This is a genomic window from Arthrobacter sp. SLBN-112 (assembly GCF_006715225.1).
Taxonomy (GTDB): domain Bacteria; phylum Actinomycetota; class Actinomycetes; order Actinomycetales; family Micrococcaceae; genus Arthrobacter.
This window is the reverse complement of the sequence record NZ_VFMU01000001.1, coordinates 3,387,037-3,402,246: the sequence shown is the minus strand read 5'-3', so window position 1 is coordinate 3,402,246 and position 15,210 is coordinate 3,387,037. Positions and strand designations below refer to the sequence as shown.

The 15,210-nt window shown below is 67.4% G+C and carries 13 protein-coding genes; all 13 read left to right on the top strand.

Features of this window, described 5'->3' with window-relative positions; genetic code table 11:
- The first annotated feature begins 97 nt into the window (after positions 1–97).
- The gene (gene pyrR, locus FBY33_RS15615; protein ID WP_056336647.1) at positions 98–685 is read left to right on the top strand and encodes a bifunctional pyr operon transcriptional regulator/uracil phosphoribosyltransferase PyrR; all 588 of its coding nucleotides are present in this window, start codon (positions 98–100) and stop codon (positions 683–685) included.
- Positions 682–1,707 (top strand): aspartate carbamoyltransferase catalytic subunit, encoded by a 1,026-nt coding sequence (locus FBY33_RS15610; protein ID WP_142031338.1) that lies wholly within the window; start codon positions 682–684, stop codon positions 1,705–1,707. Before pyrR ends, FBY33_RS15610 begins: the two co-directional genes overlap by 4 nt.
- Positions 1,707–3,047, top strand: a complete 1,341-nt coding sequence (locus FBY33_RS15605; protein WP_142031337.1) for a dihydroorotase — start codon at positions 1,707–1,709, stop codon at positions 3,045–3,047. The genes FBY33_RS15610 and FBY33_RS15605 overlap by 1 nt, the downstream gene beginning before the upstream one ends.
- Complete coding sequence (locus tag FBY33_RS15600; protein ID WP_142031336.1) at positions 3,047–3,565, top strand: PH-like domain-containing protein; 519 nt, start codon at positions 3,047–3,049, stop codon at positions 3,563–3,565. The genes FBY33_RS15605 and FBY33_RS15600 overlap by 1 nt, the downstream gene beginning before the upstream one ends.
- On the top strand, positions 3,546–4,835 hold the full coding sequence (carA, locus tag FBY33_RS15595) for a glutamine-hydrolyzing carbamoyl-phosphate synthase small subunit (protein ID WP_442858332.1): 1,290 nt from the start codon (positions 3,546–3,548) through the stop codon (positions 4,833–4,835). The genes FBY33_RS15600 and carA overlap by 20 nt, the downstream gene beginning before the upstream one ends.
- On the top strand, positions 4,835–8,149 hold the full coding sequence (gene carB, locus FBY33_RS15590) for a carbamoyl-phosphate synthase large subunit (protein ID WP_142031334.1): 3,315 nt from the start codon (positions 4,835–4,837) through the stop codon (positions 8,147–8,149). The genes carA and carB overlap by 1 nt, the downstream gene beginning before the upstream one ends.
- Positions 8,142–9,020, top strand: a complete 879-nt coding sequence (pyrF, locus tag FBY33_RS15585) for an orotidine-5'-phosphate decarboxylase (RefSeq protein WP_142031333.1) — start codon at positions 8,142–8,144, stop codon at positions 9,018–9,020. Before carB ends, pyrF begins: the two co-directional genes overlap by 8 nt.
- A gap of 110 nt (positions 9,021–9,130) precedes the next feature.
- A complete protein-coding gene (gene mihF, locus FBY33_RS15580) occupies positions 9,131–9,448 on the top strand; it encodes an integration host factor, actinobacterial type (RefSeq protein ID WP_200831400.1) in 318 nt (105 codons plus the stop codon).
- 44 nt (positions 9,449–9,492) lie between these two features.
- Entirely contained in the window at positions 9,493–10,086 is a 594-nt protein-coding gene (gene gmk, locus FBY33_RS15575; protein ID WP_142031332.1) for a guanylate kinase, read from the top strand.
- A gap of 15 nt (positions 10,087–10,101) precedes the next feature.
- On the top strand, positions 10,102–10,362 hold the full coding sequence (gene rpoZ, locus FBY33_RS15570; protein WP_003800778.1) for a DNA-directed RNA polymerase subunit omega: 261 nt from the start codon (positions 10,102–10,104) through the stop codon (positions 10,360–10,362).
- Between the two features lie 38 nt (positions 10,363–10,400).
- Positions 10,401–11,633: a bifunctional phosphopantothenoylcysteine decarboxylase/phosphopantothenate--cysteine ligase CoaBC gene (gene coaBC / locus FBY33_RS15565; RefSeq protein WP_142031331.1), complete on the top strand. Its 1,233-nt coding sequence runs from the start codon at positions 10,401–10,403 to the stop codon at positions 11,631–11,633.
- 135 nt (positions 11,634–11,768) lie between these two features.
- Positions 11,769–13,004, top strand: coding sequence for a methionine adenosyltransferase (metK, locus tag FBY33_RS15560; protein ID WP_142031330.1), 1,236 nt, complete (start codon positions 11,769–11,771; stop codon positions 13,002–13,004).
- Between the two features lie 110 nt (positions 13,005–13,114).
- On the top strand, positions 13,115–15,199 hold the full coding sequence (locus tag FBY33_RS15555; protein ID WP_142031329.1) for a primosomal protein N': 2,085 nt from the start codon (positions 13,115–13,117) through the stop codon (positions 15,197–15,199).
- Positions 15,200–15,210 lie beyond the last annotated feature (11 nt).

Sequence of the window (15,210 nt, the reverse complement as noted above, 5' to 3'; positions counted from 1 at the left end):
CCGGGGGCGGGCCTCGCCGGGGCCGTGTGGTAATTTTGAACAGCAAGCATTCCTTTTTTAATTCCGTCCTGTGAGGCGGGGAAAGGGGAGACGAGCGTTGACTTCTGTCACCAGCGCACCGGTTCCAGCCAGGGTTGTCCTCAGCCAGGCGGACATTGACCGGGCCCTCACTCGTATCGCCCACGAGATCCTCGAAGCCAATAAGGGATCCCGCGACCTGGTCCTGTTGGGAATTCCCCGCCGCGGCTACCCGCTGGCTGTCCGGCTGGCCGAAAAAATTGCCGCCGCAGACTCCACCGTTGATGCCGCTGCCATAGTGGGCCAGCTCGACGTCACCATGTTCCGCGACGACCTCTCCCACCAGGGGACACGGCCGCCGTACCCCACCAGGCTGCCCCGCACGGGCATCGACAACAAAGTGGTGGTCCTGATCGACGACGTCCTGTACTCCGGCCGCACCATCCGTGCCGCCCTGGACGCGCTGGTGGATCTTGGCCGCCCCCGCATCGTCCGGCTCGCAGTCCTGATCGACAGGGGCCACCGTGAACTTCCCATCCGGGCTGACCACGTAGGCAAGAACCTGCCCACCTCCTCCGCCGAAAAGGTCCGGGTCCGGCTCGAAGAGACAGACACATCCGACGCCGGAACCCCGGTCAACGAAGTCGTGATCGAGGGCGGCGCATGAAGCATCTCCTGTCCACCGAGGACCTCAGCCTTTCGAACGCCATCCGCATCCTGGACACCGCCGAGGAGATGTCAGCCGTAGGGGAGCGGGAAGTCAAGAAGCTTCCGGCCCTGCGCGGACGCACAGTGGTCAACCTCTTCTTCGAGGACTCCACCCGGACCCGCATCTCCTTCGAGGCCGCCGCCAAGCGCTTGTCCGCGGACGTCATCAACTTCGCCGCCAAGGGATCCTCCGTATCCAAGGGCGAGTCCCTCAAGGACACCGCCCAGACCCTGTCCGCCATGGGCGCCGACGCCGTGGTCATCCGGCACTGGGCCTCCGGCGCTCCACACCGGCTGGCCGCAACCGACTGGATCGACGCCGCGGTTATCAATGCGGGCGACGGCACCCATGAACACCCCACCCAGGCCCTGCTCGATGCCTTCACCATGCGCCGGCACTGGGCGCGCCTCGCCGGCACCGGTTCTGAAGGGACGGACCTCAAGGGCATGCGGGTAGCCATCGCCGGTGATGTCCTGCACTCCCGCGTGGCGCGGTCCAACGTATGGCTGCTCCGGACCCTTGGTGCGGAAGTCACCCTGGTGGCGCCGCCCACGCTGCTGCCCGTCGGCGTCGAAAAATGGCCCTGCACCGTCAGCTACGACCTGGATCAAACCCTGGCAAACGGCGTGGACGCCATGATGATGCTCCGCGTCCAGGGTGAACGCATGAACGCGTCGTTCTTCCCCAGCACCCGTGAGTACTCGCGCCGGTGGGGCTTCGACGACAACCGCCTCCGCGCCCTGGACGACCTGGGCATGACGGACACCATCATCATGCACCCCGGGCCCATGAACAGGGGCCTGGAAATCAGCGCCGCCGCCGCGGATTCGCCCCGCTCCACCGTCCTGGCCCAGGTCCGCAACGGCGTGTCCGTGCGGATGGCCGCACTGTACCTGCTGCTCTCCGGGGATACCCGGGAACCAGCCCCCCACCGCGTCCCGGCTTATGCCGCCGCCCCGTCCACCAAGGAGAGCAACTGATGGCAGGCAACACCGGAACCTACCTCATCCAAGGCGCCGCCATCCTGGGCGGTGACCGCGCGGACCTCCTGGTCCGCGACGGCATCATCGCAGAGATCGGCAACGGCCTGAGCGCCGACGGGGCCACTGTCATCGATGCCGCCGGCCTGGTGGCCCTGCCCGGCATGGTGGACGTGCACACGCACCTCCGCGAACCGGGCCGCGAAGACGCCGAGACCGTGGAGACCGGAACGCGGGCAGCGGCCCTGGGCGGCTACACGGCCGTGCACGCCATGGCCAACAGCACCCCGGTCGCGGACACCGCGGGTGTGGTGGAGCAGGTCTACACGCTGGGCCGGGCTGCTGGTTGGGTGGACGTCCGCCCCGTCGGCGCCGTCACCGTCGGCCTTGCAGGAGAGCAGTTGGCCGAGCTGGGCGCCATGGCAGATTCCCGCGCCCGGGTGCGGATGTTCTCCGACGACGGCATCTGCGTCCACGATCCCGTGCTGATGCGCCGCGCGCTGGAATACGTCAAGGCGTTCGACGGCGTGGTGGCCCAGCACGCGCAGGAACCTCGCCTTACCGCGGGCGCCCAGATGAACGAGGGTGACGTCTCCGCGGTCCTGGGCCTCACCGGCTGGCCGGCTGTGGCCGAGGAAAGCATCATCGCCCGTGACGTCCTGCTGGCCCAGCACGTCGGCTCCCGCCTCCACGTGTGCCACGTGTCCACCGCCGGCTCGGTGGAAATCATCCGCTGGGCCAAGGAACGGGGCATCGACGTCACGGCCGAGGTCACCCCGCACCACCTGCTGCTGACCGATGACCTGGTGCGCAGCTACGACCCCGTGTTCAAGGTCAACCCGCCGCTGCGCACCGATGCCGACGTCCAGGCATTGCGCGCCGGACTGGCAGACGGGACGATCGACGTTGTGGGTACGGACCACGCACCGCACCCCAGCGAACACAAGGAATGCGAATGGGCGCAGGCAGCCATGGGCATGACAGGGCTTGAAACCGCCCTGTCCGTGGTCCAGCACGCCATGATCGACACCGGCCTGATGACCTGGGCGGACTTCGCCAGGGTCACCTCCACCGCAGCTGCGAAGATCGGCCGGTTGAGCGACCAGGGCCGGCCCATCGAAGCCGGGGAACCCGCCAACATCATCCTCGTGGACCCGGCGGCACGCTGGACGGTGGACCCCTTCCAAATGGCCACCATGGGCCGCAACTCGCCGTTCAAGGGCAGGGAACTCCCCGGCAAGGTGGTGGCCACCTTCTTCAGGGGGCACCCCACCGTCCTCGACGGCGCACTCAACACACCCCATCCGGACTCCGCAGCAACTCCCGCAGGCGCTGCCTGATGGACAAGATCCTTCCCGGACTTGCCATGCTGGCGGTGGTCGCCGTCGTGTTCGTCCTCCTCGGCGTAGGCTGGCGCAACCGCCTGAAGCGCCAGTCCGACGTCGAACAGTTGCCCCAGGTGCCCGCCGCGCCCGGCGAGCCCATCGCCGTTGCCGAAGGACAGTACGTGGCCACCACCACGGCCGGCGACTGGCTGGACCGGATCGCCGTGCACGGGCTGGGCATCCGCACCAACGCCACCCTCGCGGTGTACCCGCACGGCGTCCTCTACGAACGGTCGGGCGCGCCTGCCCTCTACATCCCCGCATCCTCCCTCACCGGTGTCCGGCAGGACAGCGGCATGGCCGGGAAGTTCGTGGAAAAGGACGGCCTGCTGGTTCTCGGATGGACGCTCGGCGCGCACGGACTGGACACCGGCTTCCGGACCCGCCGCGCCGCCGACAAGGACGTGCTCTACCAGGCCCTTCAGGATTTGATTTCGTCAGCCCCAGCGGCTGGTGCCACCAGTGGAAAGTAAGACAGTGAAAGCGAATACATTGACAGCAACCACCTCCGCTCCGGCAACACTGGTTCTCGAAGACGGGCGCATTTTCCGCGGCACCAGCTACGGCGCCACCGGTACCGCCCTGGGCGAGGCCGTCTTCGCCACCGGAATGACCGGCTACCAGGAAACCATCACCGATCCGTCCTACGCCCGCCAGCTGGTGGTCCAGACGGCCCCGCACATCGGCAACACCGGCGTGAACGATGACGACGCCGAGTCCCGGCGCATCTGGGTGGCAGGCTACATCGTTCGCGACGCAGCCCGCCGGCCCTCCAACTGGCGCTCCGAACGGTCGCTGGACGAAGAACTTGTGGCCCAGGGCATCGTGGGCATCCAGGGCGTGGACACCCGCGCCATCACCCGGCACCTGCGCGAGCACAAGACCATGCGCGCCGGCATCTTCTCCGGCGAGGCAGCCCAGGCCACGGACAAGGAACTGGTCGACGCCGTCCTGGCCAGCGCGCCCATGGAAGGATCGCGCCTGGCCGAGGAAGTCAGCGTGGACGAAGCCTACGTCGTGGAGCCGAAGGACCACGGCTGGGAGGGCGAACCCCGCTTCACCATCGCGGCGATCGACCTCGGCATCAAGGCCATGACCCCGGTCCGGTTCGCCGAGCGCGGTGTCCGCGTCCACGTGCTTCCCGCCACCGCAACCCTCGAGGACGTGAAGGCCGTCAACCCGGACGGCTTCTTCATGTCCAACGGCCCGGGCGACCCCGCCACGGCCGACGCCCAGGTCAAGCTGCTGCGCTCGGTCCTTGACGAGAAGCTGCCGTACTTCGGCATCTGCTTCGGCAACCAGATCCTCGGCCGCGCACTGGGCTTCGGCACCTACAAGCTCCGCTACGGCCACCGCGGCATCAACCAGCCCGTGATGGACCGCCGCACCGGCAAGGTGGAAATCACCTCCCAGAACCACGGCTTTGCCGTGGATGCACCGCTCGACGGCGCCACGCAGGCCCCCGAGGCACGCTACGGCCGGGTGGAAGTGAGCCACATCAGCCTGAACGACGACGTCGTGGAAGGCTTGGCCTGCCTGGACATCCCGGCCTTCTCCGTGCAGTACCACCCGGAAGCCGCGGCCGGCCCGCACGACGCGGCTTACCTGTTCGACCGCTTCATCGAGCTCATGGAAGGCACGCGGGACGGCAGGAACGCCAACCTTTCCAAGGAGCCCGTGGACGCCGCCCACCCTGCAGGCGCTGAGCACAAAAACGACAACAAGACTGAGGACAAGAAGTAATGCCGAAACGTACAGATCTCAAGAGCGTCCTCGTCATTGGTTCCGGCCCGATCGTCATCGGCCAGGCCGCCGAGTTCGACTACTCCGGCACCCAGGCGCTGCGCGTCCTCAAGGAGGAAGGCCTGCGCGTCATCCTCGTGAACTCCAACCCGGCCACCATCATGACCGACCCCGAGTTCGCCGACGCCACCTATGTCGAGCCCATCACCCCCGAGGTGGTGGAGAAGATCATCGCCAAGGAACGCCCCGACGCCGTCCTGCCCACCCTGGGTGGCCAGACCGCGCTGAACACCGCCATTGCCCTGGACAAGAACGGTGTGCTCGAGAAGTACAACGTGGAGCTCATTGGCGCCAACATCGCTGCCATTGAACTTGGCGAGGACCGCGAGAAGTTCAAGGGCGTAGTGGAACGCTGCGGTGCCGAGTCAGCCCGCAGCCACATCATCCACACCATGGACCAGGCCCTCACGGCGGCCACTGACCTGGGCTACCCCATGGTGGTCCGCCCGTCCTTCACCATGGGCGGGCTGGGCTCCGGCCTGGCCTACAACGAGGAAGACCTGCGCCGCATCGTCGGACAGGGCCTGCAGTACAGCCCCACCAGCGAAGTGCTGCTCGAAGAGAGCATCCTGGGCTGGAAGGAATACGAGCTCGAAATGATGCGGGACAAGAACGACAACGTGGTTGTCGTCTGCTCCATCGAGAACTTCGATCCCGTGGGCGTGCACACCGGCGACTCCATCACCGTGGCGCCGGCGCTGACCCTCACCGACCGCGAATACCAGAAGCTGCGCGACGTGGCCATCGCCGTCATCCGCGAGGTGGGCGTGGACACCGGCGGCTGCAACATCCAGTTCGCCATCGACCCCGCCACCGGCCGCGTGGTGGTCATCGAGATGAACCCCCGCGTTTCCCGCTCCTCGGCACTGGCATCCAAGGCCACCGGCTTCGCCATCGCCAAGATCGCCACCAAGCTCTCGCTCGGCTACACCCTGGACGAGATCCCCAACGACATCACCCAGAAGACCCCCGCGTCCTTCGAACCCACCCTGGACTACGTGGTGGTCAAGGTTCCGCGGTTCGCTTTCGAGAAGTTCCCGGCAGCGGACGATACCCTCACCACCACCATGAAGTCGGTGGGGGAGGCCATGGCCATGGGCCGCAACTTCACCGAGGCCCTGCAGAAGGCCCTGCGCTCCCTTGAGCAGAAGGGCTCGCAGCTGGACTTCAGCAGCGTCCCCGAATGGGAAGTCGCCGAGCTGATCGAGAAGGCCAAGCGTCCCACCACTGAGCGCCTGCACCAGGTCCAGCGCGCCCTCCTGGGCGGCGCCACCGTGGAACAGCTCTTCGAGGCCACCAAGATCGACCCCTGGTTCCTGGACCAGCTCCAGCTGCTCAACGAGATCTCCCACGAAATCCGCCAGGCCGGCGCCCTGACCGCTGACATGCTCAAGCGCGCCAAGCGCCACGGCTTCTCCGACGAACAGATCGGCGCCCTGACGCACAACTCCGAGGCAGTGGTCCGCGGTGTCCGCCAGGCACTGGGCATCCGCCCGGTCTACAAGACCGTGGACACCTGCGCCGCCGAATTCGCCGCCTACACGCCGTACCACTACTCCGCCTACGATGAGGAGGATGAGGTTGCGCTCCACTCCAAGCCGTCCATCCTCATCCTCGGCTCAGGCCCCAACCGCATCGGCCAGGGCATCGAGTTCGACTACTCCTGCGTCCACGCCTCCATGGCGTTGCGCAAGGCCGGCTACGAGACCGTCATGGTCAACTGCAACCCGGAAACCGTCTCCACCGACTACGACGTCTCCACCCGCCTGTACTTCGAGCCGCTCACGCTCGAAGACGTGCTGGAGGTCATCGCGGCCGAGGAACGCACCGGCGGCGTCATGGGCGTCTTCGTCCAGCTCGGCGGCCAGACCCCGCTGAAGCTCGCCCAGCAGCTGGCCGACGCCGGCGTCCCGATCCTGGGCACCTCACCGGAGGCCATCGACCTCGCCGAACACCGCGGAATGTTTTCCCGCGTGCTGGACAAGGCCGGCCTGGTGGCGCCCAAGAACGGCACCGCCGTCTCCTTCGAGGATGCCAAGAAGATCGCTGACGAGATCGGCTACCCGGTCCTGGTCCGCCCGTCCTACGTGCTGGGCGGCCGCGGCATGGAAATCGTCTACGACGAGCCCAACCTCTCCCGCTACATCGCCAACGCCACCGAAATCACCCCGGACCACCCGGTGCTGATCGACCGCTTCCTGGAGGATGCCGTCGAAATCGACGTCGACGCCCTTTACGACGGCACCGACATGTACCTGGGCGGCATCATGGAACACATTGAGGAAGCCGGCATCCACTCCGGTGACTCCGCCTGCGTCCTGCCGCCGATCACCCTGGGGAGCAACGTCGTCGAACGCGTCCGCACTGCCACCCGCGCCATTGCTGAAGGCGTGGGCGTCCGGGGCCTGATCAACATCCAGTTCGCGCTGGCCTCGGACGTCCTGTACGTCCTGGAAGCGAACCCCCGCGCCTCCCGGACCGTGCCCTTCGTGTCCAAGGCCACAGGTGTCCAGATGGCCAAAGCCGCAGCCCTCATCGGCACCGGCGTGACCATCGGACAGCTCCGCAGCGCCTACAAGATGCTGCCGGAAACCGGTGACGGCTCCACGCTGCCGCTGGACGCGCCCGTCGCCGTCAAGGAAGCCGTGCTGCCGTTCAGCCGGTTCCGGACCCTTGAGGGCAAGGTGGTGGACTCCCTGCTCGGTCCCGAGATGCGCTCCACCGGCGAGGTCATGGGCATCGACAAGCACTTCGACACCGCCTTCGCCAAGAGCCAGGCGGGCGCCAACAACGCCCTGCCCACCGAGGGCAAGGTGTTCGTCTCCGTGGCCAACCGGGACAAGCGCTCGGTGATCATGGGCGTCAAGCGGCTCTCGGACCTCGGGTTCGAGATTGTCTCCACCGGCGGCACCGCCGACGTCCTGCGCCGCAACGGCATCCAGGCCACCCCGGTCCGCAAGGTCGCCGAGGGCAGCAGCGCCGAGGGCGAAGGGACCATCGCGGACCTCATTGTGGCCGGCGAGATCGACATGGTCTTCAACACCCCCTCCGGCGGCGAAGCCCGCAGCGACGGCTACGAACTCCGCGCCGCCGCAACGTCCATCGGCATTCCGTGCATCACCACGGTGGCCGAGTTCAACGCCGCCGTCCAGGCCATCGAAGCCATGCGCACCTACGAATGGTCCGTCACCAGCCTGCAGGAACACGCCGCCGCACTGGCAGAGTCCCAGAAGGCGGCCCTGCAGCATGCCTGAGCAGGCATCAGCCAACAGCCCGGTATCCGCCGCCGGCCGGGAGTCCTTCGGCTCCCGGCTCGGTGCGGCCATGGCCGCCCGCGGCCCGCTTTGCGTGGGCATCGACCCGCACCCGGCACTGCTGAAGAGCTGGGGACTGGACGACGACGCCGCCGGGCTTCGGCGCTTTTCCCTGACGGTCCTGGAGGCGGTGGCTCCGCTCGCTGCCGCGGTAAAACCGCAGGTGGCACTTTACGAACGCCACGGATCAGCCGGCATGGCGGTACTGGAGGAAATCCTGGCCACCGCCCGGGACGAGTCTGTCCTGAGCATCGCCGACGCCAAACGCGGCGACATCGGTTCCACCATGGCCGCCTATGCCGACGCCTGGCTGCGGGACGAGTCCCCGCTGGCGGCGGACTCCGTCACGTTGAGCCCCTACCTTGGCTTCGAGTCGCTGCGCCCTGCACTTGACCTCGCGGCGGAAACCGGACGCGGTGTTTTCGTGCTGGCGCTGACCTCCAACCCTGAAGGAGCTTCGGTCCAGCATGTTGGCGGAAGGGATTCCGTGGCGCGCAGGATCACGGAAGCGGCAGCTGCCGAAAACTCCCGGTACGGGGGCGACCTGGGCTCCGTGGGCCTGGTGGTCGGCGCCACCGTGGGGTCAGCCTTGACGGATCTGGATATGGATCTCGCTGCCGTCCGCGGCCCCATCCTGGCGCCCGGCCTGGGAGCGCAGGGGGCCACGCCGGCGGACCTTCGGGCCACCTTCGGCGACGCCTACCCGCTGGTCCTGGGAACCTCCAGCCGCGACATCCTTTCGGCAGGTCCGCAGGTCCGCGGCCTGCGGGAGGCCGCCCTGCGCACACTGGACGGGCTGCGCGGACAATAGGCTGCAATTGCCTGGATGCATTGATTCGGGCTGCACCAAAGGGTAGTTTCAGGACAGGTCCAAGGGCGGCCGCCCTTGGATGAAATCCGCCGAATCCGGGGGTGTCCGTGATGGTCCTGCGACCTCTATCCGCATCTGAACGGGCCGACGCCCTGGGCAAGGCAGCAGCGGCCAGGGCCACCCGTGCCGCAGCCAAGGAAAGCCTCCGGAACGGCGACAGGTCCGCGGCGGACATCATCAGCTCCGCCCTTGAGGACGACGCCCTGGCCCGCATGAAGGTCTCGGAACTGCTCGAGGCCCTTCCCGGCATCGGGAAGGTGCGGGCCGCGGCCATCATGCAGCAGCTGGGCATCGCTGCCTCCCGCAGGGTCCGGGGCCTGGGCATCCACCAACGCCGGGCGCTGGTAGATTTTATAGACGAGCATTGAGGCAGGCGGCGCCTGTCTTTCCCCAACTGCGGCAAAAGGAATACGTGAGCAAGAAACCTGGACTGACAGTCCTCGCTGGTCCGACGGCTGTTGGCAAAGGCACCGTGTCCACCTACATCCGTGACAACTACCCCGAAGTCTGGCTTTCCGTTTCAGCCACCACCCGGGCGCCCCGGCCCGGGGAGGTGGACGGCGTCCACTACTTCTTCAAGACCAAGGACGAGTTCGAACAGCTCATCGCCGACGGCGAACTCCTTGAGTGGGCCGTCGTCCACGGGCAGAACACCTACGGCACCCTGAAGAGCACCGTGAACCAGGCCATCGCAGAGGGCCGCTCCGTGCTGCTGGAGATCGACCTGCAGGGTGCACGCCAGGTCAAGGAAGCCGTTCCGGACGCCCAGTTCGTCTTCCTGGCCCCGCCCACCTGGGACGAGATGGTCCGCCGGCTGGTGGGCCGCGGCACCGAAACACCCGAAGAACAGCAGCAGCGCCTGGAAACCGCTAAACTGGAACTTGCTGCTGAACCGGAGTTCGACCACACCGTCATCAATGACGACGTCCGCCGGGCAGCGGACGAGCTTGTTTCACTCATGGGGCTGACACCGCATCCACACCTGCCGGAACCGTCAGCCCGCTAGGAATTTGGAGAATTCGTGTCCACGAACCTTGAAGGCATCATCAACCCGCCGATCGACTCGCTGCTCGAGGCAGCCGACTCCAAGTACGGCCTGGTGATCTTCGGTGCCAAGCGTGCTCGTCAGATCAACGCCTACTACGCCCAGCTGCACGAGGGCCTGTTCGAATACGTCGGACCCCTGGTTGACACCAAGCTGAACGAAAAGTCGCTGTCCATCGCGCTGCGCGAGATCAACGAAGGCAAGCTGGTTTCCACGCCGATCGAAGCCGCAGAGTAATCCTGCCGCTGAACTGACTTGCTGTTGACGGAGGTCACGTGCGCATAGTCCTCGGAGTCGGGGGAGGGATCGCCGCCTACAAGGTGGCATCGCTCCTCCGGCTTTTTACTGAAGCCGGCCATGACGTCACGGTGATTCCCACTGAGGCGTCCACCCGCTTCATCGGAACCGCCACCTGGGAGGCGCTGTCCGGAAACCCGGTCAGCAACAGTGTTTTCGATGACGTGCACCTGGTCAACCACGTGCGCCTCGGCCATGAGGCAGACCTGGTGGTGGTGGCACCCGCCACGGCGGACCTCCTGGCGAAGGCTGCCACCGGCCAGGCCGGGGACCTGCTCACCAACACCCTGCTGATGGCCCACGGTCCGGTGCTGTTCGCCCCCGCGATGCACACCGAAATGTGGCAGCATGCCGCCACCCGGGCCAACGTGGAAACGCTCCGCAGCCGCGGAGTCGCTGTCCTGGAGCCCGCCTCGGGCAGGCTGACAGGCGCCGACTCGGGGCCCGGAAGGCTTCCGGAGCCCCAAGTGATCTTCGACGCAGCCATGGCCCTGCTGCAGGGACAGGGCGACTACCAGCTTCCCCTTGCCGGCCGCACCGTCACCATCAGCGCCGGCGGAACCCGCGAACCGCTGGACCCCGTGCGCTTCCTCGGCAACCGCTCCTCCGGCAAACAGGGGGTGGCACTTGCCGTCGCAGCACGCAACGCGGGCGCTTCCGTACGGTTGCTGGCAGCCCACATGGACGTTCCACCGCCGGCGGGTGTGGAAGTGGTGCGCGTAGAGACGGCCCTGCAACTCCGGGAAGCCGCACTGCACGCCGCTGCCGTGTCCGACGTCGTCATCATGTCCGCAGCCGTGGCCGATTTCCGCCCGGCCGAAGTCTCGGACACCAAGATCAAGAAGCGGGAGGACACCGCCGATCCCGTCATTACCCTGGTCCGCAACCCCGATATTTTGCAGGAGCTCGTGGAGCAGCGCACCGCCGGTGCTGCCGGAGCCGGGCAACTCATCGTCGGTTTCGCCGCCGAAACCGGGGACAGCCAGGGCGATGTCCTGGCCTACGCGGAAGCAAAACTCCAGCGGAAAGGCTGCGACCTGCTGGTGGTGAACCACGTGGGGACGGACAAGGTCTTTGGGCAGGACTCCAATTCGGTGGTCATCCTGTCGCGCTCCGGCTCCGAACCACAGGAAGCATCAGGAACCAAGACAGAGGTTTCGGAAGCCATCATCCGCCGCGTCAGCTTTGAACTGAACCATGTTTCTTTGTGACCTGGACCAGGTTTCCTTCAGCTGAACCTGTTCCACCCCCGGCCTGAAGTGTTTCCGGCCACCTTTGCTTAGCACGGGGACATCTACAGACTTCTCCCTGACGGGAGTGCCGACACCAACCAGTAAGGTAGTTGAGTGACTTTACCGCTGCACCTTCCCCAGACCCATGGGGCCACGCCCTCCGCGCTCCGGCTGTTCACGTCCGAATCGGTCACTGAAGGCCATCCGGACAAGATCTGCGACCAGATCAGTGACGCCATCCTGGATGCGCTGCTGGCCGCGGACCCCGAGTCCCGCGTGGCCGTGGAGACCATGGCCACCACGGGCCTGGTGCACGTGGCAGGCGAAGTCACCACCGACGCCTACGTCGAAATCCCGCAGATCGTCCGCGAGACCATCCTGGGCATCGGGTACGACTCCTCGGCCAACGGCTTCGACGGTGCCCGCTGCGGCGTATCAGTCTCCATCGGCCAGCAGTCCAACGACATCGCCGGCGGCGTTTTCAACTCCCTTGAGGCACGCGAAGGCCGGCAGGAGGACGACTACGACCTCCAGGGTGCCGGCGACCAGGGCCTGATGTTCGGCTATGCCAGCGACGAAACCCCCTCCTACATGCCCACGCCCATCTGGCTGGCCCACCGGCTCTCCGAACGGCTCACCGAGGTCCGCAAGACCGGCCAGCTGCCGTACCTCCGCCCCGACGGCAAGACCCAGGTGACGGTGGGCTACGACAAGGACGTGCCCGTTTCCGTGGAAACGGTGGTGATTTCCAGCCAGCATGCCGAGGGCGCAAGCCTGGAGCAGCTGCGCGCAGACCTCGCCGCCGTCGTCATTGAACCCGTCCTCGCCGGCGCCAACCTGGACATCTCCCGGGCGGCAAACATCCTCAATCCGGCCGGCGAATTCGTGATCGGCGGCCCGGTGGGCGACGCCGGCCTCACCGGCCGGAAGATCATCGTTGACACCTACGGCGGCATGGCCCGCCACGGCGGCGGTGCCTTCTCCGGCAAGGACCCCTCCAAGGTGGACCGCTCGGCCGCCTACGCCATGCGCTGGGTCGCCAAGAACGTTGTGGCCGCCGGACTGGCCAAGCGCGCCGAGATCCAGATCGCTTACGCCATCGGCCAGGCCCGCCCCGTGGGAACGTACGTTGAAACCTTCGGCACCGAAACCGTGGATCCTGCGCGCATCAGCGCCGCGATCGCGGAGATCTTCGACCTTCGGCCCCGCGCCATCATCGACGCCCTGGACCTGAAGCGGCCCATTTACGCCAAAACTGCTGCGCATGGACACTTCGGCCGGGATGAGCCCGACTTCACCTGGGAACGCCTGGACCGGGTGGACGAGCTCAAGGCATTCTTCAACGCCTAGTCCGCTCCCGCCCAGGGCGGAAGCACAATCACCCAGGCCGGAAGTCCAATGTCAGTGCCCGGTGCTTGGCTGTTCCTGTCCAACCCGGTCGCTGAACGGAGGTAACTGCCATGGCTCCTGACAGTTCCGTCCAGCCCTCACTGCTGCAGGGTTTCCCCACACGGCAGACGCCGGGCGGCCTTGACCTGGCGGAGCAACTTCCGGTGGCGCGGGTCCTCATTGAGTCCCCGCTGCCGCATCTGGACCGCCCCTTCGACTACGCAGTCCCGGTTGCGCTTGACCAGGCAGCCCAGCCCGGAGTCCGGGTCAAGGTCAAGTTCAACGGCCAGGACCTCAGCGGATTCCTCCTTGAACGCGTGGCGCAGTCCGACGCCGGGCACACCCTGGTGCCCCTGGCAAAAGTCGTGTCCCCGGTTCCGGTCCTCACGCCCGCCGTCAGGGACCTCGCCAACGCCGTCGCTGCCCGCTACGCAGGGACGGTCAGCGATGTCCTGCGCCTCGCCGTTCCACCGCGCGTCGCCAGGCTGGAAAAGGATTATCCCGGCTCCCTGGACGCCGCCGAGGTCGAGGGCGCCCAGCCCATGCCCGGCACGTCCGGCTCTTCAGCCTGGACCGCCTACCGCACCGGTGCCGCGTTCCTCCGGCATCTGGCCGCCGGAGGATCCCCGCGCGCCGCCGTCAACCCGCTGCAGGGCTACGGTCCCGCCGGTTGGCCGGCCATGCTTGCCCAGGCCGCTGCTGCAGCTTATGCCTCCGGCAGGGGCGCGCTGCTGGTGGTTCCCGACTACCGGGACCTCGACCGGCTGGAGCAGGCACTCAAGGACCTGGTGCCTGGGACGGCCGTGGCCAGGCTCACGGCCGACGACGGCCCCACACCCCGGTACCGGAGCTTCCTGCGCCTGCTCGCAGGCACGGCCACCATCGCCATCGGTACGCGCTCAGCCGCCTTCGCCCCGGTGCGGCACTTGGGGCTCGTCGCGTGCTGGGACGACGGCGACGACCTCCACATCGAGCAGCGCGCACCATACGCCCATGCCCGGGAAGTCCTGCTCCTTCGGGCCGAGCAGGAAAATACTGCCTGCCTCCTTGCAGGGCATGCACGCAGCACCGAGGTCCAGCGGCTGGTGGAAGCCGGGTGGGCCGTCCCGGTAGCAACCGAGCGTGCCACCGTCCGCAGGACTGTTCCACGCGTCCTCAGCACTGCCGACAGCTTCGAGCAGGAACGGGACCCGCTGGCAACCATCGCGCGGCTGCCGCACGCAGCATGGCAGGCCGCCAAGGAGGGTCTCGAGCGCGGTCCCGTCCTGGTCCAGGTTGCCAGGGCAGGGTACGCGCCCTCGCTGGTGTGTGAAGCATGCCGGGAACCGGCCCGCTGCGGTAACTGCCAGGGACCCCTGGCGCTGGCCGGCACGTCCGCCCTGCCGCAGTGCCGGTGGTGTTCCACGCCGGCCCCGGACTGGAAGTGCTCCCACTGCGGCGGCCGGCAGCTCCGGAAAGGGGCCACCGGAGTCCTGCGCACAGCCGAGGAGCTTGGCCGGGCGTTTCCCGGCACAACGGTCATCACCTCTTCAGGGGACCAGGTGAAAGCCGCGGTGGGCGCGGGCAGGGCGCTGGTGGTGGCAACGGTGGGGGCCGAACCGGTCGCGGAGACCGGGTATGCCGCCGCCCTGCTGCTGGACGGTGATTCCCTGTTGCGCCGGGAAACCCTCCGCGCGGGCGAAGACACCGTGCGCCGCTGGTTCAACGCCGCTGCCCTGGTGCGCCCCGCCCCGGACGGCGGGCTGGTGGTGGTCACCGCAACGGAGACCGCCGGCACCGGCGCCCTGCTGCGATGGGACCCGGCCGGCTATGCGCAGCGGGAGCTGTCCCTGCGCGTGGAGCTGCAGCTTCCCCCCGCGGTGCGGATCGCTTCCGTAACCGGGCCGCGCGCCGCCGTCGAACACTACACCGGAGCCGTGGAAGCGGACCTTGCCCGCACGGGCATAACAGTCCGCGCCGCGGGCCCGGCGCCGCTCCTGCTGACCGCACCGCCCTCCGGCAGGCGCTCGGCCGAGGACGTGCGGACACTGCTGTTCTTTCCTTACGGCCAGGCCACCGCCGTCGTCCGTGTCCTGCGGGTGACCCGCGCAGCCGTGGCCGCCAAACGGGCCACGGACCCCGTGCAGCTGCGCCTGGACGGAGTTGACGTCCTCTAAGTGGTGACGTC

Coding starts and splice junctions, on each gene's coding strand:
- FBY33_RS15600 (WP_142031336.1), top strand. CDS start 3,047: ATGGACAAGATCCTTCCCGGACTTGCCATGCTGGCGGTGGTCGCCGTC.
- pyrF (WP_142031333.1), top strand. CDS start 8,142: ATGCCTGAGCAGGCATCAGCCAACAGCCCGGTATCCGCCGCCGGCCGG.
- FBY33_RS15610 (WP_142031338.1), top strand. CDS start 682: ATGAAGCATCTCCTGTCCACCGAGGACCTCAGCCTTTCGAACGCCATC.
- FBY33_RS15555 (WP_142031329.1), top strand. CDS start 13,115: ATGGCTCCTGACAGTTCCGTCCAGCCCTCACTGCTGCAGGGTTTCCCC.
- mihF (WP_200831400.1), top strand. CDS start 9,131: ATGGTCCTGCGACCTCTATCCGCATCTGAACGGGCCGACGCCCTGGGC.
- carB (WP_142031334.1), top strand. CDS start 4,835: ATGCCGAAACGTACAGATCTCAAGAGCGTCCTCGTCATTGGTTCCGGC.
- FBY33_RS15605 (WP_142031337.1), top strand. CDS start 1,707: ATGGCAGGCAACACCGGAACCTACCTCATCCAAGGCGCCGCCATCCTG.